General features: G+C 71.6%; 15 protein-coding genes and 1 pseudogene. 14 read left to right on the top strand and 2 right to left on the bottom strand.

Annotation, left to right across the window (positions count from 1 at the left end):
* Positions 1-293 precede the first annotated feature (293 nt).
* A pseudogene (locus AA23TX_RS50080) lies at positions 294-896 on the top strand (glycoside hydrolase family 44 protein); the annotation flags it as partial.
* A 206-nt stretch (positions 897-1102) separates the two neighbouring features.
* On the top strand, positions 1103-1399 hold the full coding sequence (locus AA23TX_RS50075) for a hypothetical protein (protein ID WP_230862460.1): 297 nt from the start codon (positions 1103-1105) through the stop codon (positions 1397-1399).
* Between the two features lie 116 nt (positions 1400-1515).
* Here the strand turns inward: AA23TX_RS50075 and AA23TX_RS12790 are convergent, their stop codons facing one another.
* Positions 1516-2190, bottom strand: coding sequence for a TetR/AcrR family transcriptional regulator (locus AA23TX_RS12790; protein WP_230862459.1), 675 nt, complete (start codon positions 2188-2190; stop codon positions 1516-1518).
* Positions 2191-2249: 59 nt separating this feature from the next.
* On the opposite strand from AA23TX_RS12790, the gene AA23TX_RS12785 reads away from it, so the two are divergent.
* Genes AA23TX_RS12785 through AA23TX_RS12765 form a run of 5 tightly spaced genes read left to right on the top strand, consistent with a single transcriptional unit; the run spans position 2250 to position 7270 of the window.
* Positions 2250-3038: an alpha/beta fold hydrolase gene (locus AA23TX_RS12785; RefSeq protein ID WP_155542742.1), complete on the top strand. Its 789-nt coding sequence runs from the start codon at positions 2250-2252 to the stop codon at positions 3036-3038.
* Entirely contained in the window at positions 3035-3931 is an 897-nt protein-coding gene (locus AA23TX_RS12780) for an alpha/beta fold hydrolase (protein WP_155542741.1), read from the top strand. Before AA23TX_RS12785 ends, AA23TX_RS12780 begins: the two co-directional genes overlap by 4 nt.
* The gene (locus tag AA23TX_RS12775; RefSeq protein ID WP_155542740.1) at positions 3928-5442 is read left to right on the top strand and encodes an FAD-dependent oxidoreductase; all 1515 of its coding nucleotides are present in this window, start codon (positions 3928-3930) and stop codon (positions 5440-5442) included. The genes AA23TX_RS12780 and AA23TX_RS12775 overlap by 4 nt, the downstream gene beginning before the upstream one ends.
* Positions 5439-6716, top strand: coding sequence for an amidohydrolase family protein (locus AA23TX_RS12770; protein ID WP_155542739.1), 1278 nt, complete (start codon positions 5439-5441; stop codon positions 6714-6716). The genes AA23TX_RS12775 and AA23TX_RS12770 overlap by 4 nt, the downstream gene beginning before the upstream one ends.
* Positions 6716-7270, top strand: a complete 555-nt coding sequence (locus AA23TX_RS12765) for a TetR/AcrR family transcriptional regulator (protein WP_155542738.1) — start codon at positions 6716-6718, stop codon at positions 7268-7270. The genes AA23TX_RS12770 and AA23TX_RS12765 overlap by 1 nt, the downstream gene beginning before the upstream one ends.
* 101 nt (positions 7271-7371) lie before the next feature.
* Here the strand turns inward: AA23TX_RS12765 and AA23TX_RS12760 are convergent, their stop codons facing one another.
* On the bottom strand, positions 7372-8061 hold the full coding sequence (locus tag AA23TX_RS12760) for a M15 family metallopeptidase (protein WP_155542737.1): 690 nt from the start codon (positions 8059-8061) through the stop codon (positions 7372-7374).
* Positions 8062-8658: 597 nt separating this feature from the next.
* Here AA23TX_RS12760 and AA23TX_RS12755 point away from each other — a divergent pair.
* The 7 genes from AA23TX_RS12755 to AA23TX_RS12725 are packed head-to-tail and all read left to right on the top strand — an operon-like array spanning position 8659 to position 20346.
* Positions 8659-12282, top strand: a complete 3624-nt coding sequence (locus tag AA23TX_RS12755; RefSeq protein WP_155542736.1) for a LamG-like jellyroll fold domain-containing protein — start codon at positions 8659-8661, stop codon at positions 12280-12282.
* A 19-nt stretch (positions 12283-12301) separates the two neighbouring features.
* A complete protein-coding gene (locus tag AA23TX_RS12750) occupies positions 12302-13327 on the top strand; it encodes a LacI family DNA-binding transcriptional regulator (RefSeq protein ID WP_155542735.1) in 1026 nt (341 codons plus the stop codon).
* Between the two features lie 27 nt (positions 13328-13354).
* The gene (locus AA23TX_RS12745; RefSeq protein ID WP_196425298.1) at positions 13355-14614 is read left to right on the top strand and encodes a sugar ABC transporter substrate-binding protein; all 1260 of its coding nucleotides are present in this window, start codon (positions 13355-13357) and stop codon (positions 14612-14614) included.
* A 12-nt stretch (positions 14615-14626) separates the two neighbouring features.
* A complete protein-coding gene (locus AA23TX_RS12740; protein ID WP_155542734.1) occupies positions 14627-15595 on the top strand; it encodes a carbohydrate ABC transporter permease in 969 nt (322 codons plus the stop codon).
* Positions 15592-16410, top strand: a complete 819-nt coding sequence (locus AA23TX_RS12735; RefSeq protein WP_155542733.1) for a carbohydrate ABC transporter permease — start codon at positions 15592-15594, stop codon at positions 16408-16410. The genes AA23TX_RS12740 and AA23TX_RS12735 overlap by 4 nt, the downstream gene beginning before the upstream one ends.
* A 13-nt stretch (positions 16411-16423) precedes the next feature.
* Positions 16424-18427 (top strand): glycoside hydrolase family 31 protein, encoded by a 2004-nt coding sequence (locus AA23TX_RS12730; protein ID WP_439328766.1) that lies wholly within the window; start codon positions 16424-16426, stop codon positions 18425-18427.
* Complete coding sequence (locus AA23TX_RS12725) at positions 18424-20346, top strand: glycoside hydrolase family 127 protein (RefSeq protein WP_230862458.1); 1923 nt, start codon at positions 18424-18426, stop codon at positions 20344-20346. The genes AA23TX_RS12730 and AA23TX_RS12725 overlap by 4 nt, the downstream gene beginning before the upstream one ends.
* The last annotated feature ends 106 nt before the right edge of the window (positions 20347-20452 follow it).

The raw sequence follows: 20452 nt of genomic DNA, 5'->3' as shown, positions 1-20452 counted from the left end.
GACGACGTCACCTACGGCCGGGCACCGCGAGCCGCTGCGTCCTGGCCGCGCCGCTGACCGCACAAGTCGTTGCGGCGCAACCGGCTTCCGCCGCCGGGCTCAGCCTGTCCGTGGACCTGTTCGCCGCCCGGCACGCGATCAGCCCCGACATCTACGGGATGAACGGCGGCGATCCCGCGCTCGTCGCCGAACTCGGCACCCCCGTCTCGCGCTGGGGCGGCAACGCCAGCAGCCGCTGCAACTTCGAGAACCACACCTACAACACCGGCAGCGACTGGTACTTCGAGAACATCGTGGCCGGGCCGGACAACACCCTCGAGGCCTACGTCCGGCGCAACCGGGACCACGGGATCAAGCAGGTGGTCACCGTGCCCATGTCCGGCTGGGTGGCGAAAGACGTGCCGGAGTGGCCGCACGCCTGCGGTTTCCCGGCCACCCGCTTCCCGGCCCAGGACTCGTTCGACCAGTGGGACGCCAACTGCGGCAACGGCAGGCTGAACAACGCGAACCTCACCGGGGCCGAGCCCACCGACACCTCGATCCCGGCCGACGCGTCCTTCGCGGGCGCGGAGGTCTCGCACCTGGTCAGCCAGTTCGGTACGGCGGCCCACGGCGGCGTCCCGATCTACGAACTGGACAACGAACCGGTGCTGTGGAGCTCCACCCACCTCGACGTGCACCCCCGGCCGGTGTCCGACGAGGAACTGGGCAGCAAGAGCACCGCGACCGCGACGGCCATCGAGTCCGCCGATCCTCGGGCGGCGGTGCTCGGCCCGTCCGGGTGGGGCTACCGCGAATGGATCGCGTCCGGTGTGGACGGGTGCGCGCCGGGCGCGGACGCCGCCGCCCACGGCGGGCTGAACCTGTCCCAGTGGTTCCTCGAGAACATGAAGGACGCGAGCGGCGCGGCAGGCAAACGGCTCCTCGACTACTTCGACCAGCACTACTACCCCCAGATCGGCGGCGACAAGACCCCCGAAGCCGACGCGCTGCGGCTGCGGTCCACACGCTCGCTGTGGGACCCGTCCTACGTCGAGGAGTCCTGGATCGGCCCGAGCGGCGTCAACGCTCCCCCGCTGCAGTTCATCCGCACGATGAAGCGGTGGATCGCGCAGTACAACCCGGCACGAAGACCGCCATCACCGAATACGACTGGGGTGCCCTGGACGACATCGACGGCGCACTGGCCGAAGCCGACGTCCTCGGCATCTTCGGCCGCGAAGGCCTCGACCTGGCCACCATCTGGGGCGAGCCGAAACCGACGGACCCGGCCGCCTACGCGTTCCGGATGTACCGCGACTACGACGGCGCCGGAGGAAAGTTCGGCGACATCAGCGTCTCGGCGGCCGGCACCGACCAGGGGCAGCTCGCGATCTACGGCGCTGCGACAGCGCCGTGACCCTCATGGTGGTCAACAAGACGGGCACCGAGCTGACCTCCCCGCTGTCGACGTACGCGGCGAACTCGATCACCTTGCTGGTGCTGCCGCGGCTCCGCTCCTGACCGGGTGGCCCGTCAACGGGCGTGCAGCTGACGCAGGCCGTCGACGATCAGGTCCAGGCCGAAGGCGAACTCGGCCTCCAGGGGCACCGGCAACGAGTCCGCCGTCGCGCGGGTGGCCGGGAACTCCGCCGCCGGCACGGCGTGGAAGTGCGCCGACGCCCGCTCGCGCTCGCTGTCGTTCCCGGCGCCGGCGAGCTGGATCGCGAAGCCGAGGACGTACCGCGCGAGCGTCGCGTACGCGCGCGCGGCGAGGTCCGGCCGGAACCCGCCGTCCAGCAGGACGGCCAGGCAGCGTTCGCGCAGCACCATCGCGTTCGGCCCGGTCGGGGTCTGCTCGATCAGCAAGGGCGCGATCTTCCGGTGCCGGGCCAGCGTGTCGAACATCGCCTGGGCGACGGCTCGACAGGCCTGGTCCCAGCTCAGCTCCGCCAGTGACCGGCCGTCGAGATCGACCTCACCGAAGACGCGGTCGATGACGTGCGCGATCAGGGCCGCCCGGTTGCCGAAGTGCCGGTAGAGCGTGGCCGTGCCCGATTCGAGGCGCTGCGCGAGGCTCCGCATCGACAGGTTCTCGGCACCCTCCTCGTCGACGAGTTCCAGCGCCGCGCCGAGGATCCGGTCCAGCGGGACGGCGGGACGGCCACGGGACCGCCGGGCGGCCGGGGCAGGCGGAGACGAAGAGGTCACACCCATGAGTATGACGGCCGGTTGACACTCGCCGCAATAACGGCAACACTGTTGCCATTATGAAGAGCACTCAGTCAGTCTCGGTCGACGGCCTGCGGATTCACTACGTCCGCGCAGGTCAGGGGCCTGCGGTGGTGCTGCTGCACGGCAGCGGGTCGTCCTTGGAGGGCTTCGAACGGGTGGCGGCGCCGTTGTCGGCGTCCCACGACGTCATCCGCCCGGACCTGCCCGGATTCGGGCGGACGGGACCCCGGCCCGACCGCGACTACCGGGTCCGGACCTACGCCGGGACGGTCGCGCGCTTCATGACCGCCCTGGGGCTGCCGCGCTTCGCCGTGGCGGGGAACTCGCTGGGCGGCAACATCGCGTGGAACCTCGCACTCGACGCCCCGGACCGGGTCGACCGGCTGGTGCTGGTCAACGCCACCGGCTACCCGGCGAAGACCCTGCCCGCCGGGCTGCGGCTGGCCCGGAACCCGTTGCTGCGCCCCCTGCTGCGACGCTGGCTGCCGCGCGGCGCGACCGAACGCGGGCTGCGGGAGGCCGTCGGGGCGAACTCGGCGATCGTCGACGACGCCATGGTCGAGCGGGTGCACGCCCTGACGAGCCGCCCGGGTAACCGCTCGGCGTTCATCGATTTCGCCACTACCGACCAACCGGACCGCAGCGCCGAAATCCCGCGGATCGCGGTTCCCACGCTGGTTCTCCGGAGCGCCGACGTCGACGGGCAGCACTTCGCCCGCGACATCCCCGGCGCCCGGGAGCGCGTCCACGCCGACGGCGGGCACCTGCTCCCGGAAGAAGACCCGGACTGGGTGGCCGCGGCGATCACGGAGTTCCTGCGATGAAGTACTTCGTCGCGTCCGACGAGGACCGCCGGCTCGACGCGACCACGCGACGGGACCTGCGCGGCAGCTTCGTCTCGCTGTCCGACGGCGTGACGCACTACGAGCTGACCGGCCCCGAGAACGGTGAACTCGCCGTACTGGTCGGCGGCATCACGATCCCGCTGTCCTATTGGGACGGTCTCGTCGCCCGGCTGCACGCCCGCGGCCTGCGCACCCTGACCTGCAGCGCTTACGGCCGCGGCTACTCCGACCGCGTCCGGGGCCGCTACGACGAAGCGTTGTTCGTCCGGCAGCTGGCCGAGCTGACCGCGGCGCTGGACCTCACATCGCCGCGGCACGTCGTCGGCACGTCGATGGGCGCACTGGTCGCGATGGCCTACACCGACCGGTACCCCGAAGCGGTCGCCACGCTCACCGTCGCCGGCCCGGCCGGACTGGGCCGACGTCCGCTGCCACAACGGGTGCTGCGCAACGACTTCGTCGCCGGATTCGTCGCCCGGCGCTTCGGCCGCAAGCTGCTGGAGGAGCACCTCGGGCACAACGTCCGCGACCCCGAGCTGTCCGCGGAGCTGGTCGCGATGGTGCGGGACGCCTACCGACACGAAGGCTCCCTCCACGCGTTCTTCCAGACCCTGCAGGACTTTCCGCTCCACGAACGCCAGGAACTGTTCGAGCGGACAGGCACGCTCGGCGTCCCGACCCTCCTGGTGTGGGGCGACGACGACCAGGTCACCCCCATCACCCACCTCGACACCGTCGCCGGGCTGCTGCGCCCGCGGCAGACCCACGTCATCGGCCACTGCGGCCACATGGCCCCCTTCGAACGGCCGGACGACGTCGGCGACCTGCTCGCGTCGTTCGCCGTCTCCCACCCGGATCGGCTCGAACCATGAACGAACCCCTCGACGTCCTGATCGCCGGGGCCGGCCCGACCGGCACCACCCTGGCGATCGACCTCCTCCGCCGCGGCCTGGCCGTCCGGATCATCGACCGGGCCCCGCACTCCTTCGACGGCTCCCGCGCCAAGGGCATCCAGCCGCGCACCCTGGAGGTCTTCGACGACCTCGGCGCGCTCGACGACGTCCTCGCCGGCAGCAGCGACTACCCCCGCCTGGGCATCCACCTGGGTCCGGTCACCGTTCCGTGGCGCATGTTCCGCAACCGCGAACGCAGCGCCGACATCCCGTACCCGAACACCCGGCTGATGCCCCAGTACCGCACCGACTCCGTGCTGCACGACCGGCTCGAGCAGCTGGGCGGGCGGGTCGAGTACGGCCGGGAACTCACCGGGTTCGACCAGGACGGCACGTCGGTCACCGCCACCGTGCTCGGCGACGACGGCCCCGGACGGATCACCGCCCGCTACCTCGTCGGCGCCGAGGGCGGGTCGAGTGCCGTCCGCAAGCACCTCGGCCTGGGCTTCCTCGGCGAGACCCACGACCAGGACCGGATGCTCATCGTCGACGCCGTCACCGACGGCCTGTCGCGCACCCGCTGGCACGTCTGGCCGGGCGTGAAAGGCCGGTTCGCCGGTGCCTGCCCGCTGCCGGACACCGACCTGTTCCAGTGGATGATCCGGCTGGCTCCCGACGAGGAGCAGCCCGAGGGCGAGGAAGCGATCACCCGGCGGATCCGGGCCCACACCCGGAACCGGCGCCTCGCCGTGCGCGACATCCGGTGGCGGTCGGTGTTCCGGCCCAACATCCGCCTGGCGGAGGCCTACCGCGGCGGGCGGGTCTTCCTCGCCGGCGACGCCGCGCACGTCCACACGCCGGCCGGCGCGCAGGGCCTCAACACCGGCATCCAGGACGCCTACAACCTCGGCTGGAAACTCGCCCAGGTCCTCGCCGGAGCCGACCCGCGGCTGCTCGACAGCTACGAAGCCGAACGCCTGCCGATCGCCGCGGGCGTGCTCGGCCTGTCCACCGCGAAGTACGAGGGCCTCGCGAAGCTCGACCCGTCGAGCCTGCGCCGCGGCAAGGACGAACAACAGCTGTCGCTGACGTATCGCGGCGGCCCGCTCGCGCCCGGCGACGGCGACCACACGACGACGCTGCGGATCGGCGACCGCGCCCCCGACGCCGGGCTGCTCGCCCCGGACGGCACGGCGGTGCGCCTGTTCGACATCTGCCGGGGTCCGCACTTCACCGTGGTCGCCTACGGCCCGGAAGCCGCCGCGGCGAGCAAGGAGCTCGACTGGCCGGCGGCCGGGGCACAGCTGCGCCGCGTCGCCGTCGACGCGCCCACCGATCCCGGGCACGGCTTCCGCCGGGTCTACGGGATCGAAGGCGACACCCTGCTGCTCATCCGGCCGGACGGCTACCTCGGGCACATCGCCACCCGGGACTTCCTCGGATCGACCCGCGCCGCCGCCCGGGCGATGACGCCGGCGGTGGCCGGATGAGCCGCATCCTGCTGCACGGCGCGCACGTCATCACCATGGCGCCGCACCGGCCCGACGCCGAAGCCGCCGACGTCCTCATCGACGGCGACAGCATCGCCGCAGTCGGCGACGGACTCGACGCGACCGGCGCGGAGATCGTCGACGTCACCGGCCGGATCATCATGCCCGGTCTGGTGAACGCCCACCTGCACACGTGGCAGACCGCCCTGCGCGGCACCGGCGCCGACTGGACGCTGGCCGACTACCTCGGCCGGATGCACGGCGCCGTGGCCCGGCACTACCGCCCCGAGGACATGCGGATCGGGACGCTCGCCGGCGCGCTGAGCCAGCTGGACCGCGGCACCACCACCGTGGGCGACTGGTGCCACAACACCCCCACCCCGGAGCACACCGACGCCGCGCTCGACGGCCTCCGTGCGTCGGGCGTCCGCGGGGTGTTCCTGCACGGCACCCCGTACTCCGCGGCCGACGCGGCGCACCCGGTCGGTGAGGTCGACCGGCTGCCCGACGGCCCGCTGCTCGGCATCGGCATGGCGATCCGCGGCCCGCAACTGTCCACTCCGGACGCCGCGGTCGCCGACTTCCGCGCCGCCGCCGAGCGCGGGCTCGTGGTGTCGATGCACCAGAGCGGCGGTGCGCCCGGGCCCGCGTGGGCGGCGGTGCGGGCCGCCGGGCTGCTGGGTCCCGCCACCAACGTCGTGCACGGTGCCGGGCTCACCGGGCAGTGGCTCGAGATCCTGGTCGACGCGGGCGCGAGCATCACGTCCACGCCCGAAAACGAGCTCGGCCAAGGCCACGGCTGCCCCGTCACCGGGGACCTGCTCCGGCTCGGCGCCGCACCGTCGCTGGGCACCGACACCGACGCCGTCACACCGGCCGACGTGCTGTCCGCCGCCCGGATCGCGCTGGCGCACCAGCGCGGCCGCGACCACGAGGACCACCGGCGGGACACCGGCTCGTTCGCCCTCACCGCGACCGTCACCGCCAAGCAGGCACTGGGCTGGGCGACGGTCGAAGGCGCTCGAGCGCTCGGTCTCGCCGACCGCGTCGGCCGGCTGGAAGCGGGGATGCGGGCCGACCTCGTCGTCCTCGACAGCTCCGGACCGAATCCGGTCGCGGCCGCGCTGTACGCGGCGGCCGGTGACGTCGAAGCGGTCATGATCGCCGGCCGGTGGCGCAAACGCGACCACGCTCTCCTCGACGTCGACCTCGGGACCGTCCGTGCGCAGCTCCGGGACTCCGCGGCCCACCTGCTCCCCCACGTCCCCGCCTGATGGGCCGGCGGGACGCACTCGCGAGCCGGACGCGGACGGACCTGCTGGCCGCGGCGAAACGCCTGTTCGCCGAACGCGGCTACCTCGACACCAAGATCACCGACATCGCCGCCGCGGCCGGGCGCGCCGTGGGCTCCTTCTACACCCACTTCACCGACAAGGAGCAGCTCCTCGCGGTGCTGCGCGGCGAACTCGGCGAACCGGCCGCGCGCGCGGCCGGCGACGACCCGATCGGCGAGTACGTCACGGCCTGCTGGACCGCGCTGCGCACCCACCGCCCGACCGCCATCGCCCTGCTGCAGTCCGCGATCGCCGCGGCCCCGGCCTCCGGCCGGTTCCGCACCGAGCTGACCAGCTGGACGACCCCGCTGCGGCGGCAGCTGGAGCACCGGCGTGACCGCGGCGAACCACTGCCCGGCGACCCCGAACTGGTGGCGGCCGCGGTGGGCGCCATGCTCGCCGGCCTCAACCACGCCCTGCCCACCGACGACGGCACGGTCGCCGACACCGTCAGGAACCTCGTCCTCCACGGCCTGAGTGGTTCGGGACCGTGAGTTGCCGTGGTGCGCCCGCTCGGCGCTGCTCGACGCGGCCGGCTCACGCGAAGTCCGACCGCCCGGCCCGCGGCGTGGGTCTGCCGCGAGCCGGGCCGGTGTCAGGGCTTCTCGAAGTGCTGGTAATCGATCGGGGTGTCCCAAGACCCACCCCACGTCCAACCCCGCGTCGTGAACGCCCGCTCCGCCACATCACCCGCGTGGATCATCCCCGGCAACGCCTGCGACCGATCGACATACGGCGCACCATTGGGCGGATACACCGCACCACTACCGGAAATGTACGGATTCTGCACCGTGTCCACGTCGATCGCCCGCCCATACGAGTGATTCGACCACGCCGTACCCCCCGTGATCGCCCGGCAGTTGAACGCCGACGTGTTGTTCGCCGCCATCGACGCATCATCGTCGGAGTCGTACTTCTCCACCGTCTCCATCCGCTCGATCGGGAACCGCCCGAAATACAGATCCGCGAACACCCGCGCCACCTCGACCGCACGATCGGCGTTCACGACCAGCTCACCCCGGTGCACCCCACCGTCGAACCCCACGAACGGCAAGCTCACCAACCGCAACTGATCCGGACCGACCGGGCACCCCTCATGCCAGCTCGACCCCAGCCGCTCAGCCGACACCGGCTTGATCACCGCGACATACGGCGGAAGACCACTGCCGGCCGGCGCCGCCAGCTCCACAGTCTGGGCCGGGGCCGCCGGCGCCGGCGTGACACCCGCCAGCACCACCGACAACGCGAACATGAGGACAGCGAACACCCTGGTTCTCAATTTCATGAAGACAACGCTTTCTCTCGGCTTCTCGTGCGACAAAAGGAAAATGGCCGCAGCCAGGTCGGAGAAACAGCACGAAGATGTGGTACGGGCGAACCACCTCGGCCGAATTCCCCCGGCTGCTCAGAAAATGTCGTCGCCCGTCACGGATTCCCCCGGTACTGCTCCCCAGTTGCGAGAGTGCCGGATCGCCACCTCGGCATCCCCCGGCCGGGTGACGGCACCCTCGTGGAATCGAACTTGCCAGCGGCGCGCGAACAGCGTCAACCGACCCGGAAACATTTCGCCCCTCGGCGAAACGTCGTCTCGCGGGGCAACCGCACGGATCCACGCGGCGTCGCGGCCACTCCCCCGCGGAGGTTCCGCGACAGGCAGCGGCGCGCGCCACCGGTGGCCGGTCACCCGATGGCCGTGGAACCGGCCAACTCTCCCCGGCGGGATCCGGGGGTTGTCATCCGTCCGTGTTAGCGCTCACAATGGGCGCTTAATCCCGACCGTCGAACCGGTTCGACGATCACCACCGGCGAACCGGTTCGACCACGCAGAGTCCGATCCTCGCCCCTACGACGTTGACGTCCCTCACCCTCAGGAGCAGCAACGATGGTGCTATCGAGGACACGGCGGGCGCTGGCCTGCGCCCTCCCGGCCGCCCTGGCCGCGACGCTGAGTGCCGGCTCGACATCGGTCTCGGAGGCCGCCGCCGGCCCACCCCCTCCCGCGCTGCACTACGCGTTCGACACCGACGACACCGGCAGCGGCGTGGTGACCGACTCGTCGGGCCACGGGCTCGACGGAACCCTGGTGAACGGCGCGACGGCCACGATGGTGACCGGCGCGGAGGGCGGCACCGCCCTGAACCTGCCCGGTGGCGCTCCCACCTCCGACGGCGCCTACGTCCGGATTCCCCGCCAGGCTCTCTCGGGCGCCCCCGACCTCACGGTCTCGACCCGGGTGAAGTGGGACAACACGAACGCCGGTGCCTGGCAGTGGATCTACGCGCTGGGCCGGGACACCACGAAGTACCTGTTCAGCACACCGTCCAACGGGGACGGAAACCTGCGCACCGCCGCGACCACCGCCGGAGGCGGGGCCGAGGCCCAGGTGACCGGCTACGGCGCAGTGCCCGCCGCGGCGTGGAAAACCGTCACGGTGACCCTCGACTCCGCCGCGCACCGGCTGACCACCTACCTCGACGGCGCCGCCGTAGCGAGCACGCCGACGAACCTCACCGCGGCCCAGATCATCGACTCCACGGCGACTTTCGCGGGCTACCTCGGCAAATCCTTCTACGCCGACCCGCTGTTCAAAGGCGCGATCGACGACTTCCAGCTGTTCGACGCGGCCCTGACCGCCGACCAGGTCACGCAGCTGACCGGCGGCCGGACGCCCACGGCGGTGACCCCGGCCCGGACGGCGTTCGACCTCCGGACCGCCGTCGGCACCGCGCCGGCCCTGCCGCCCGCGGTGCGCAGCACGTTCAGCGACGGCTACGACCGCGACGTCCCCATCGCGTGGCCAGCGGTCGACCCCGCCGCGTACGGCGCTCCCGGCGACTTCACCGTCACCGGCTCCGCCGGGGGCATCCCGGTCACCGCGACCGTGCGGGTGATCCGCCCCGGGCAGCTGACGATCGACCTCGGCACCGGCACCGGGGCGTTCCACGGGGGCGCGTCCGGCAGCCTCTACGGGCTCTACGGCGACGGCGTGCCGACGAACAACCTGATCGAAGGCATGCACGTCCGCACCATCTCCACCAAGGCGCAGGACGGCCCGCAGCACCCGGGTGCCGACGCGCTCGAGGTCGTCAAGCCGCTGGCCGACAGCAGCGACGGCGACGTCTACATCTACATGACCGACATCCACCGCGGCTTCCCGTACCAGTGGCCGGGCGGCACGCCCGAAGAGAAGATGCGGCTGTACCGCGAAAAGATCGCCGAACAGGTCGAGCAGGTCCGCACGCTCGACCCGAAGTACCAGGACAACATCGTGTTCGTGCCGTTCAACGAGCCGGAAGGCAACATGTTCGGCACCGGCGAATGGAGCTACGACGGCGTCAGCTGGCGGACCGACCCGACGGCCTACTTCGCCGCCTGGGACCAGACCTACCGGCTGATCAAGGGGATCCTGCCGGACGCCCGGATCGCCGGTCCCAACACGAGCGTGCTGTACCCGGAGGTCAAGGGCTTCCTGCGGCACACCGCGGCAGCCGGGACGGTGCCCCAGGTGATGACCTGGCACGAGCTGAGCCACCCGGAACAGGTGCGCTCCAGCGTCGCCCAGTACCGCGTGTGGGAGAAGGACGTCTTCACCGGAACGCCCTACGCCGGCCGGCAGCTGCCGATCAACGTCAACGAATACGCGTTCAACTACCACACTTCGGTGCCGGGGCAGATGATCCAGTGGATCTCGGCGATCGAGGACTCGAAGATCGACGCGGACATCGCGTACTGGAACATCGACGGCAACCTGTCCGACTCGGCCGTGCAGGCCAACCGCGGCAACGGGCAGTGGTGGCTGTACAACGCCTACGGCGAGATGAGCGGGCACACCGTGCGCGTCGACCCGCCGTTCCCCGGCGTCAACTACTCCCTGCAGGGCGTGGCGACGCTCGACGAATCGAAGGCACAGGCCCGCGCGATCTTCGGCGGCGCCGACGGTCCCGCCTGGGTCCGGTTCGACCGGGTACCGCCGGGCCTCGGCCGCACCGTGCACGCCTGGATCCGCGAGATCCCCTGGACCGGCCAGATCGGCGACTCGGACCGGCCCGAGCTGATCGCCGAGCGGAACGTCCCGGTCGAGGACGGCAAGGTCGCGTTCGACTTCGGCGGCTCGCTGCCTTCGCTCAAGGAGTCCTCGGCCTACGAGGTCGTGCTCAGCCCCGCCGGGAAGAGCCCGTCCGCCGCGGCTCCGCCGAAGCTCGTCGACCAGAGCTACGAGGCCGAGAACGCGACCTACACCGGCTCCGGCTACTCGAAGAACGGTCCGGAAGGCTCGCCGCAAGAGGTGTCGAAGTTCTACACCTCCGGCGGGTACGACGTCGGCGGCCTGCGGACCGGTTCCGACGGCGTGCTGGGCTTCGCCGTCGACGTACCCCAGGACGGCACCTACGACCTGAGCGTGTTCGCCAACTCCCTCAACACCTTCGGCCTGGTCCAGGACCGGGGCCCGACGAACGTCTTCGTCCGCGTCGACGGGGCGGCCGAACAGGAGATCCTGCTGCCGCTGGGCTACAAGTGGGTGGTGTGGGACCACGCCGACACGAAGGTGCGGCTGACCAAGGGAAAGCACGTGGTCTCGCTCGCCGCTCGCAGCCTCGACGGCACCCGGGCGACCCAGGGCGACGCGATCGTCGACCGCATCAAGCTGTCCCTGCCCAACCCGGCGGCGGCCACGTCCGTGTACGAGGCCGAGCTGGCCACGCTCGACGGCGGAAAGGCCGTCTACGGAACGGGATCCGGCTCCGGCTCCGCCGAGCTCGGCAAGGGTGCCCAGGCGACCTTCTGGGTCTACTCGCCCGCCGAAGCCGAGTCGACGATCACGGTCCGCGGGACGCCCGGCAGCGTCACGGCCGTCGCCGTCAACGGCCGCGAAGTGCGGCGGGTGGCCGGCACCGGCGCGGTCGCGGTGTCGCTGTCCGGCGGTGTCGACAAGGTGACGCTGACCGGGGTGGCGCGCAGGTCGGTGGTCGACCGGATCGACGTCCGCCGGACCGACGGCACCCTGGTGCCCAGGGTGTACGAGGCGGAAGCCGCGCAGCGCGGCGGCTCGGCGCAGATCACCGCCCTGCCGAACGCCGGCGGCGGCCAGGCCGTCACCGGCGTGGGTGGCGCACCGGGCAACGACAACACGCTCACCTTCCGGGTGACCGCCGCGAAGGACGGCACCTACGCCCTGCGGATCCGGTACTCGAACCCCGAGCAGGCGGTCGCCACGCACTACAACCCCGACCCGGTGGCCCGGCACGCGGACGTCTCCGTCAACGGCGGGGCCGCGCACCGGGTGCTGTTCCCGCACAGCTTCCACCAGGACGACTTCTGGGAGCTCACCGTGCCGGTCCAGCTCAGGCCGGGTCAGAACACCCTCACGTTCCGGTCCGGCGAGCTGCCGGACTTCGACGGCACCACCTACGCCTCGGACACGTTCCCCGGCGTGGCGCTGCGCTCCCAGTGGGCGCCGGTGCTGGACCGGATCACCATCGCCCCCTTCAGCGCACCCGCGCGCTGAACCCGGACCGGAGGAAAAGTTGGTCACCATCGGCGACATCGCCAAGGCCGCGGGCGTCTCGCGCAGCACGGCGTCCTATGCCCTGTCCGGCAAGCGCGCGATCTCGGACGGCGTGCGCCGGCGGGTGCGGGAGCTGGCCCTGGAGCTCGGTTACACGCCGAACGCCGGGGCGAAGGCGCTCGCCACGTCCCAGACGATGGTCGTCGGCCTGCTCGCGCAGTTCTTCTCGGACGAGTTCGCGCCCGCCATGTTGCAGTACATGCTGGGCGTCTCGGACACGGCGCGCGCGCTGGGCTACGACACGCTGCTGGTGACCGAGACCGACGGGGCGCACGCGCTCACCCGGATCACCGGCTCCCGCATGGTCGACGGGGTCGTCCTGCTCAACGTCGCGCAGGACGACGAGCGGGTGCCGATCCTGCGGTCGGCTCCGCAACCCGGTGCCCTGGTGGGGATGCCCGGTGACTGCTCGGGCGTGGACGTGTTCGACCTCGACTTCGAGGCGGCCGGGCGCCTCATGGTCGAGCACATGCACGCCCACGGCCACCGCGAGCTGATCCTGGTGTCGCAGCCGGAGCACGTGGTGGAACGGGGCGGCGCCTACGTCTGGCGGCTCCAGAACGCGGCGCTGCGGGAGGCGCGGGAGCGCGGCATCGAGATCCACGCCGTGTTCGGCGCCTCCCGCCAGCCCGAGGTCAGGCAGGACCTGCACGGCCTCCTCGACGCCCACCCGGCGGCGACCGGCCTGCTGCTCAACAACGAGGCCGCCGCGGCGGCGCTGCCGTCGGTGCTGACCGCCCGCGGGCTGCGCGTGCCCGAGGACCTGTCGGTGATCGGCCGGTACTCCGACGAGTTCGCCCGTACCTTCTCGCTCCCCTTCTCGTCGATCGAAAGCGCGCCGGACCGGCTGGGCGAGCAGGCCGTGCGTCAGCTCGTGCGGCGGATCGAGTCGCCGCAGGCCCGCGAGGAGCCGCCGGTCCTGCGGCTCCTCGCCCCCGAGTTCGCCGACCGCGGCAGCACGGGCCGTCCCCCGCTCCGTCCCTAGCCCTTCACGTTTTCAAGGAGGAATCCAGTGAAGCGTTCATCGAAATCCGCTCGCACCGCGATCGCCCTCGGCGCCGCGGCCCTGTGCGTCACCGGCCTGACCGCGTGCTCGTCGGCGAGCGACGGCGGTGGCGGCAACGCCGCGAGCGGCACCTACACGTGGTGGGACCCCTACCCCCAGCACGAGGCGTCCTCGGACTGGGCCAAGCGCGTCGACTCGTGCGGCGGCCAGGCCGGGGTCACCATCAAGCGCACCGCCTACGACACCACCGCACTGACGAACCAGGCGCTGCTCGCCGCGCAGGAGGGCACGTCGCCGGACGTGATCCTGCTCGACAACCCCGCGGTGTCGACGCTCGCCGGCACCAGCATGCTGACCTCGATGGACGAGTTCGGCCTCGACACCACCGGGATCGACCAGAACCTGCTCGCCGCCGGCGTCGTCGACGGCAAGGCCTACGGCGTGCCCATCGGGGCCAACACCTTGGCGATCTACTACAACAAGGCCGTGCTGGACGCCGCCGGGGTCGATCCCGCGTCCGTCAAGGACTGGGCGAGCCTGACCGCGGCGCTGCAGAAGGTGGCGGCCGCCGGGCACAAGGGCATCACGTTCGCCGGGATCGGCACGGAGGAGGGCTCCTTCCAGTTCCTACCGTGGTTCTGGGGCGCCGGGGCCGACCTCAAGCAGCTCGACTCGCCGGCGGCGGTGGCCGCGCTCGACCTGTGGACCGGCTGGCTGAAGTCCGGGTACGCGCCGAACTCCGTCATCAGCAACTCCCAGAACACCTCCTGGGAGGAGTTCCTGACGGGCGGCTTCGGGTTCGCCGTCAACGGCACCTGGCAGGTGACCAGCGCCGCCAAGGCCAAGTTCCCCACCGGCGTCATCCAGCTCCCCGGCCGCACCGGCGGCGTCGCGCCCGCCCCGACCGGCGGCGAGTTCCTCACCGTGCCCGTGCAGAAGGACAACGCGCGCTACGCCGTCACGAAGAAGATCGTCGAGTGCATGACCACCCCGCAGGGCATGGTCGAGACGGCGAACACGTTCGCCTACTACGTCCCGCCGACGAAGGCCGGCCAGGACGCCTTGCTGGCCCAGCACCCCGAGCTGAAGCAGTGGGTCGAAGCCGTGCGCCACGCCAAGGGGCGCACGAGTGACAACCTCGGCACCAAGTACCCGAAGATCTCCGAACCGCTGTGGACCGCCGTGCAGAACGCGCTCAGTGGCTCGAAGTCCCCGCAGGACGCGCTGAGCGAAGCGCAGAAGACCGCGTCCGCCGCGGTCCGCTGACGAAGGAATTCCATGCGTGCCAACACGAACACCGCGGTGGCCGAACGGCGGGCGCGGGCGGAGTCCGCGCCCGCCCCGGCCACCGGGAAGCGGCGGGGACGGCGCCCGGCGCAGTGGGCGTCGCTCGGCTTCCTCGCGCCACTGGCGGTCTACCTGGCGGTCTTCTACGCCTACCCGCTGATCCGGAACATCGACCTCAGCGTGCACGCCTACAACGCGAGAGCCTTCGTGCTGGGCAACGCGAAGTTCGTCGGCTTCGACAACTACACCGCCCTCTTCGGCTCACCGGCGTTCGGGCCCGCGGTGCGGAACACCGTGGTGTTCACCTTCGGGTCGATCGCCGCGCAGTACCTCATCGGGCTGGCGCTGGCCGTGTTCTTCCGGGCCAACTTCCGGCTGTCCGGGCTGCTGCGGGCGCTGTTCCTGGTGCCGTGGCTGCTGCCGCTGATCGTGTCGGGCTCGACGTGGTCGTGGATGCTCAACAGCGACACCGGCATCGTGAACTCCGTGCTGCGGGCGTTCGGCATCGGCGAGGTCAACTGGCTGACGTCACCGGACTGGGCCCTGACCTCGGTGCTCGTCGCGAACATCTGGCTCGGCATCCCGTTCAACCTGGTGATCCTCTACTCGGGGCTGCAGAACATCCCCGAAGACCTCTACGAAGCGGCCTCGCTGGACGGCGCGAACGCCTGGCAGCAGTTCTGGCGCGTCACGGTGCCGATGCTGCGGCCGGTCTCGGCGATCACCCTGCTGCTCGGCCTCGTCTACACCCTCAAGGTGGTGGACGTCATCTGGATCATGACCACCGGCGGTCCCGGGAACGTCTCGACGACCCTCGCCGTCTGGTCCTACCGGGAAGCGTTCGGCACCGGCCAGCCGGACTTCTCGCCCGCGGCGGCGATCGGGAACCTGCTCATCGTGATCGCGCTGGTCTTCGGGTTCCTCTACCTCCACCTGCAACGGCGTCAGGAGCGGTCATGACCCGGCAACGCACCTGGTGGAAGACAGCCCTCGGCGTCGTCCTGGCCGCGCTGATGCTCTTCCCCGTCTACTGGATGGTCAACGTCTCGCTCACCAGGACCGAGGACATGCGCGCCGACCCGCCGCACTGGTACCCGAAGAACCCGACGCTGCGGGGGTACGCGAACGTCGTCGGCGACCAGTTCCCGGCGCTGGGCACGAGCCTGTTCGTCGGGCTCGGCTGCGTCGTGCTGACCCTGGTGATCTCGGCGCCGGCGGGGTTCGCGCTGGCCAAGCTGCGGGTGCGCGGCAAGGGCACGCTCAACTTCGTGCTGCTGGTCGCCCAGATGATCCCCAGTGTGGTGATGGCCATCGGGTTCTACGCGATCTACGTCCGGCTCGGCTGGCTCAACACGGTGTGGGGCCTGATCGTCGCCGACTCGACGATCGCGGTCCCGTTCGGTGTCCTCGTGTTCACCACGTTCATGTCCGGTATCGCGGGCGAGCTGCTGCAAGCGGCCAGGATCGACGGCGCCGGCACGTGGCGCACCTTCACGTCGATCGTGCTGCCGATCAGCCGCAACGCGATCCTGACGGTTTCGCTGTTCGCGTTCCTGTGGGCCTGGTCGGACTTCATCTTCGCGTCCACATTGGACCGCAACGGTGACATGGTCCCGGTGACGCTGGGGATCTACCGCTACATCGGCAACAACACGACCGAGTGGAACTCGATCATGGCGACGGCCGCGGTGGCGTCCGTGCCCGCCGCGATCCTGCTCATCGTCGCCCAACGGTACGTGGCGGGCGGGGTCACCGCCGGCGCGGTCAAGGACTAGGAGTCTTCCCTTGGTGCTCTTCCGTTCTTCCGGCACGGCTCTCGAGGTGCGGCACCGCCACGAGGTGCTCACGATCGAGGCGTGGGGTCACGACAGCGTCCGCGTCCGGGCCGCGCCCCACCGGATCCCGGCCGAAAGCCACGGCGCGCTCGACCGGCCGCCGGCCGCCGAGCCGCCGGTCGTCAAGACCTCGGACCGGCACGCCGTCTTCGTCCACGGCGAGCTGACCGTGGACGTCGGCTTCGACACCGCCGCCGCCTACCCGGAACCGCTGCTGACGTTCACGCGCACCAGCACCGGGGCGGAGCTGCTGGCGGAGCGCCGCGAACACTTCTGGATGCCGGGCGCGCGGGTCTTCCAGGGCAACCGGTCCGGCGCGTACGAGATCCACCAGCAGTTCGCGGCCTACCCGGGCGAAAAGCTGTACGGTCTCGGCCAGCGCACCCACGGGCGGCTGGACGTCAAGGGCCTGTCGCTGGACCTGGTGCAGCGCAACGCCGAGGTGTGCATCCCGTTCGTGCTGTCCAGCCGCGGCTACGGCCTGCTGTGGAACAGCCCGGCGGTCGGCCGGGTCGAGTTCTCCGAGAACGTCACCCGCTGGCAGGCCGGCCAGGCGCGGGAAATCGACTACTGGCTCACCGCCGCTCCGAGCCCCGCCGGGATCCTGGCGCGGTACGCGGACGCCACGGGTCACTCGCCCGAGCTGCCGGACTGGGCGAGCGGCTTCTGGCAGTGCAAGCTGCGCTACCGCGACCAGGAGGAGCTGCTCGGCGTGGCGCGCGAGCACCACCGGCGCGGCCTGCCGATGTCGGTGATCGTCGCCGACTACTTCCACTGGACGGCGATGGGCGACTTCCGGTTCGACGAGACCGAGTGGCCGGACGTGCCGGGCATGGTCGAGGAGCTGGCCGGGATGGGCGTCAAGCTCATGGTGTCGATCTGGCCGACCGTTTCGCCGTTGAGCGAGCACTTCGCCGAGTACCGGGATCGCGGCCTGCTCGTCGGTTCCGACCAGGGCGTGGAGTTCCACCAGACCATCCAGGACAAGGGCATGGCCGTGCCGATGCCGGTCGCGTTCTACGACCCGACCAACCCCGAGACGCGCGAGTTCGTCTGGGACGTCGTCCGGCGCAACTACCTGGACCAGGGCATCGACGTGTTCTGGCTCGACGCCAGCGAACCCGAGCTCAACCCGGCCCAGCCGGGGAACCTGGCCTTCTACGCCGGGCCGGGCGCCGAGGTCGCGACGATCTATCCGCGGGACAACGCCCGCCTGTTCGCCGAGGGCATGGCCGCGGCCGGGCGGGAACCGACGGTGCTGCTGTGCCGCTCGGCGTGGGCCGGGGCGCAGAAGTACGGCGCCGCGGTGTGGTCCGGCGACATCCCGGCGACGTGGCAGTCGCTGCGGGAGCAGGTCCGGGCCGGGCTCGGCGTCGCGCTCTCGGGAATCCCTTGGTGGACCACCGACATCGGCGGGTTCCACGGCGGCGACGCCGGTGACCCGGCCTACCGGGAGCTCATGATCCGCTGGTTCCAGTACGGCGTGTTCTGCCCGCTGTTCCGGCTGCACGGCGACCGCGAGCCCCGCACGCCGACGTCGTACGCGCAGACCGGCGGCCCCAACGAGGTGTGGTCCTACGGCGACGAGGCGTACGAGATCATCTCCGGGCTGCTGCACCTGCGGGAACGGCTGCGGCCCTACATCCACGAGCAGATGCGTGCCGCGGCGCGCGACGGCCTGCCGCCGATGCGGCCTCTGTTCGTCGACCACCCCGCCGACCCGATCGCCTGGGAGGTCGACGACCAGTTCCTGTTCGGCCCCGACATCCTCGTCGCCCCGATCACCGGACCCGGCCGGCGCTCGCGCCCGGTCTACCTGCCGGCCGGCTGCCGGTGGGTGGACGCCGCCACCGGGGAGACCGTCGACGGCGGGACGACCCGCGACGTCGCCGCGCCCCTCGACCGCATCCCCGTCTTCACCCGTGAAGGCGCCGACCTGCCCTGGGAGCCCGCGTGACCACCGTGCTCGGCACCGACCCGGCGGGCGGCCGTCCCGTCGTGCCCTCCCGCGGCGACCGGCGCCCGCTCGGCCTGAAGGAGGTCACGCTGACGGGCGGGTTCTGGGCGCGGCGGCAGGAGACGAACGCGGCCGAAACCCTCGCGCACTGCGAACGGTGGATGGAAAAGCTCGGCTGGCTCGCCAACTTCGACCGGGTCGCCGACGGCACGACCGGCCCGGAGCGGCCCGGGTGGCCGTTCTCGGACTCCGAGGTCTACAAGCTGATCGAGGCGATGTGCTGGGAGCACGGCCGATCCGGCGCGCCGGGGCTCGACGAGTCGATCCGCCGGCTCACCGCCCGCGTCGGCCGGGCCCAGGACGCCGACGGCTACCTGAACACGTGCTTCGGCCACCCCGGCCGGCCTCCCCGCTACCGCGACCTGGAGGACGGCCACGAGCTGTACAACACCGGCCACCTGCTGCAGGCCGCGGTCGCCCGGCTGCGGACCGCCGGGGACGGCGACCTCGTCGACATCGCCCGCCGCGCCGCCGACCACGTCTGCGACGTGTTCGCGACCGCCGGGATCTGCGGCCACCCGGAGATCGAGGCCGGGCTCGCGGAGTTCGGCCGGGCACTGGGCGAAAGCCGGTACGTCGAGCAGGCACGCCGGTTCCTCGACCGGCGCGGCCACGGGACCCTGCGCGACATCCCGCTGGGCCGGGCGTACTTCCAGGACGACGTCCCGATCCGGGAAGCCACGACGTTCCGGGGCCACGCGGTGCGCGCGCTCTACCTCGCCGCGGCCGCGGTGGACGTCGCCGTCGAGCTGGACGACGCACCGCTGCTCCACGCGATCGAACGGCAGTGGGAGCACGCCGTCGCGCGGCGCACGTACCTGACCGGCGGCATGGGCTCCCGGCACCAGGACGAGGGTTTCGGCGAGGACTGGGAACTGCCGCCGGACCGCGCGTACTGCGAGACCTGCGCGGGCGTCGCGTCGATCATGGTGTCGTGGCGGCTCCACCTGGCGACCGGCGACGTCCGGTACGCCGACCTGATGGAGCGCACGTTCTACAACATCATCGCGACGTCCCCGCGCTCCGACGGGAAGGCGTTCTTCTACGCCAACCCGCTCCACCAGCGGGCGCCCGGGAAACCGGGCGACGACGCGACCGTGAGCCCCCGCGCCGAGGGCGGGTCCCGCGCGGCGTGGTTCGACGTGTCGTGCTGCCCGACGAACGTGGCCCGCACGCTCGCGTCGTGGCACACCTACCTGGCCTCGGCCGGGGAACGTGACCTGACGCTGCTCCAGTACGCGCCGTCCCGCGTCACCACGGACCTGGCGGGCGGCCGGTTCGCGATCGAGGTCGCCACGGCGTACCCCGACGACGGCGAGGTGACGATCCGCGTGCTGTCGGCCCCCCGGGATCCGGTGGCCCTGCGGCTGCGCGTCCCGCCGTGGGCGTCCGGCGCGGTGCTCGACGACGGCGGCGAACGGCCGGTCGCACCCGGCCTGGTGACCGTGGACCGGGTGTTCACGGCGGGCGAGGCACTGCGGCTGCGCCTCCCGCTGCGTCCCCGGTTCACCTGGCCCGGCCGGCGCGTCGACGCGGTTCGCGGGTGCGTCGCCGTGGAGCGCGGGCCACTGGTGCTCTGCGCGGAGTCACTGGACCTGCCGGGCATCCGGCTCGACGACGTGGAGGTGCACCCGGCGGGCTTGACCGAACGCGACGGCCGGGTGCTGGCGCGGGCGCGTGCGGTGGCCGGTGGCGAACGTTCGTGGCCTTACGGGTCGCCGGGGACGTCCGAGAGGGGTGCGGCGTTCGAGCTGGAGCTCGTGCCGTACCACCGGTGGGCGGAGCGGGGGCCGACGGCGATGCGGGTTTGGCTGCCGGTCGGCGAAACCGCTCGCGGCGAGGGTGACCGGCCGGAGTGAGCCCGTACCAGGGCGCCGGAATCGTTTCCGGCTTTCTGTCTCGTGGACAACCTGGGCGACGAGTAACCGTGCTGCTAAAATTGCTTGAAACGTTTCAACGCCGATG

Source organism: Amycolatopsis camponoti (assembly GCF_902497555.1).
GTDB classification, from domain to species: Bacteria; Actinomycetota; Actinomycetes; order Mycobacteriales; family Pseudonocardiaceae; genus Amycolatopsis; species Amycolatopsis camponoti.
The sequence above is the reverse complement of the archived record's forward strand: the minus strand, read 5'-3'. Positions and strand labels throughout refer to the sequence as shown.

What these genes read in the sequence shown, in the direction of transcription:
- AA23TX_RS12785 (WP_155542742.1), top strand. Translation starts at nt 2,250, where the DNA reads ATGAAGAGCACTCAGTCAGTCTCGGTCGACGGCCTGCGGATTCACTAC.
- AA23TX_RS12780 (WP_155542741.1), top strand. Translation starts at nt 3,035, where the DNA reads ATGAAGTACTTCGTCGCGTCCGACGAGGACCGCCGGCTCGACGCGACC.
- AA23TX_RS12775 (WP_155542740.1), top strand. Translation starts at nt 3,928, where the DNA reads ATGAACGAACCCCTCGACGTCCTGATCGCCGGGGCCGGCCCGACCGGC.
- AA23TX_RS12770 (WP_155542739.1), top strand. Translation starts at nt 5,439, where the DNA reads ATGAGCCGCATCCTGCTGCACGGCGCGCACGTCATCACCATGGCGCCG.
- AA23TX_RS12765 (WP_155542738.1), top strand. Translation starts at nt 6,716, where the DNA reads ATGGGCCGGCGGGACGCACTCGCGAGCCGGACGCGGACGGACCTGCTG.
- AA23TX_RS12760 (WP_155542737.1), bottom strand. Translation starts at nt 8,061, where the DNA reads ATGAAATTGAGAACCAGGGTGTTCGCTGTCCTCATGTTCGCGTTGTCG.
- AA23TX_RS12755 (WP_155542736.1), top strand. Translation starts at nt 8,659, where the DNA reads ATGGTGCTATCGAGGACACGGCGGGCGCTGGCCTGCGCCCTCCCGGCC.
- AA23TX_RS12740 (WP_155542734.1), top strand. Translation starts at nt 14,627, where the DNA reads ATGCGTGCCAACACGAACACCGCGGTGGCCGAACGGCGGGCGCGGGCG.
- AA23TX_RS12735 (WP_155542733.1), top strand. Translation starts at nt 15,592, where the DNA reads ATGACCCGGCAACGCACCTGGTGGAAGACAGCCCTCGGCGTCGTCCTG.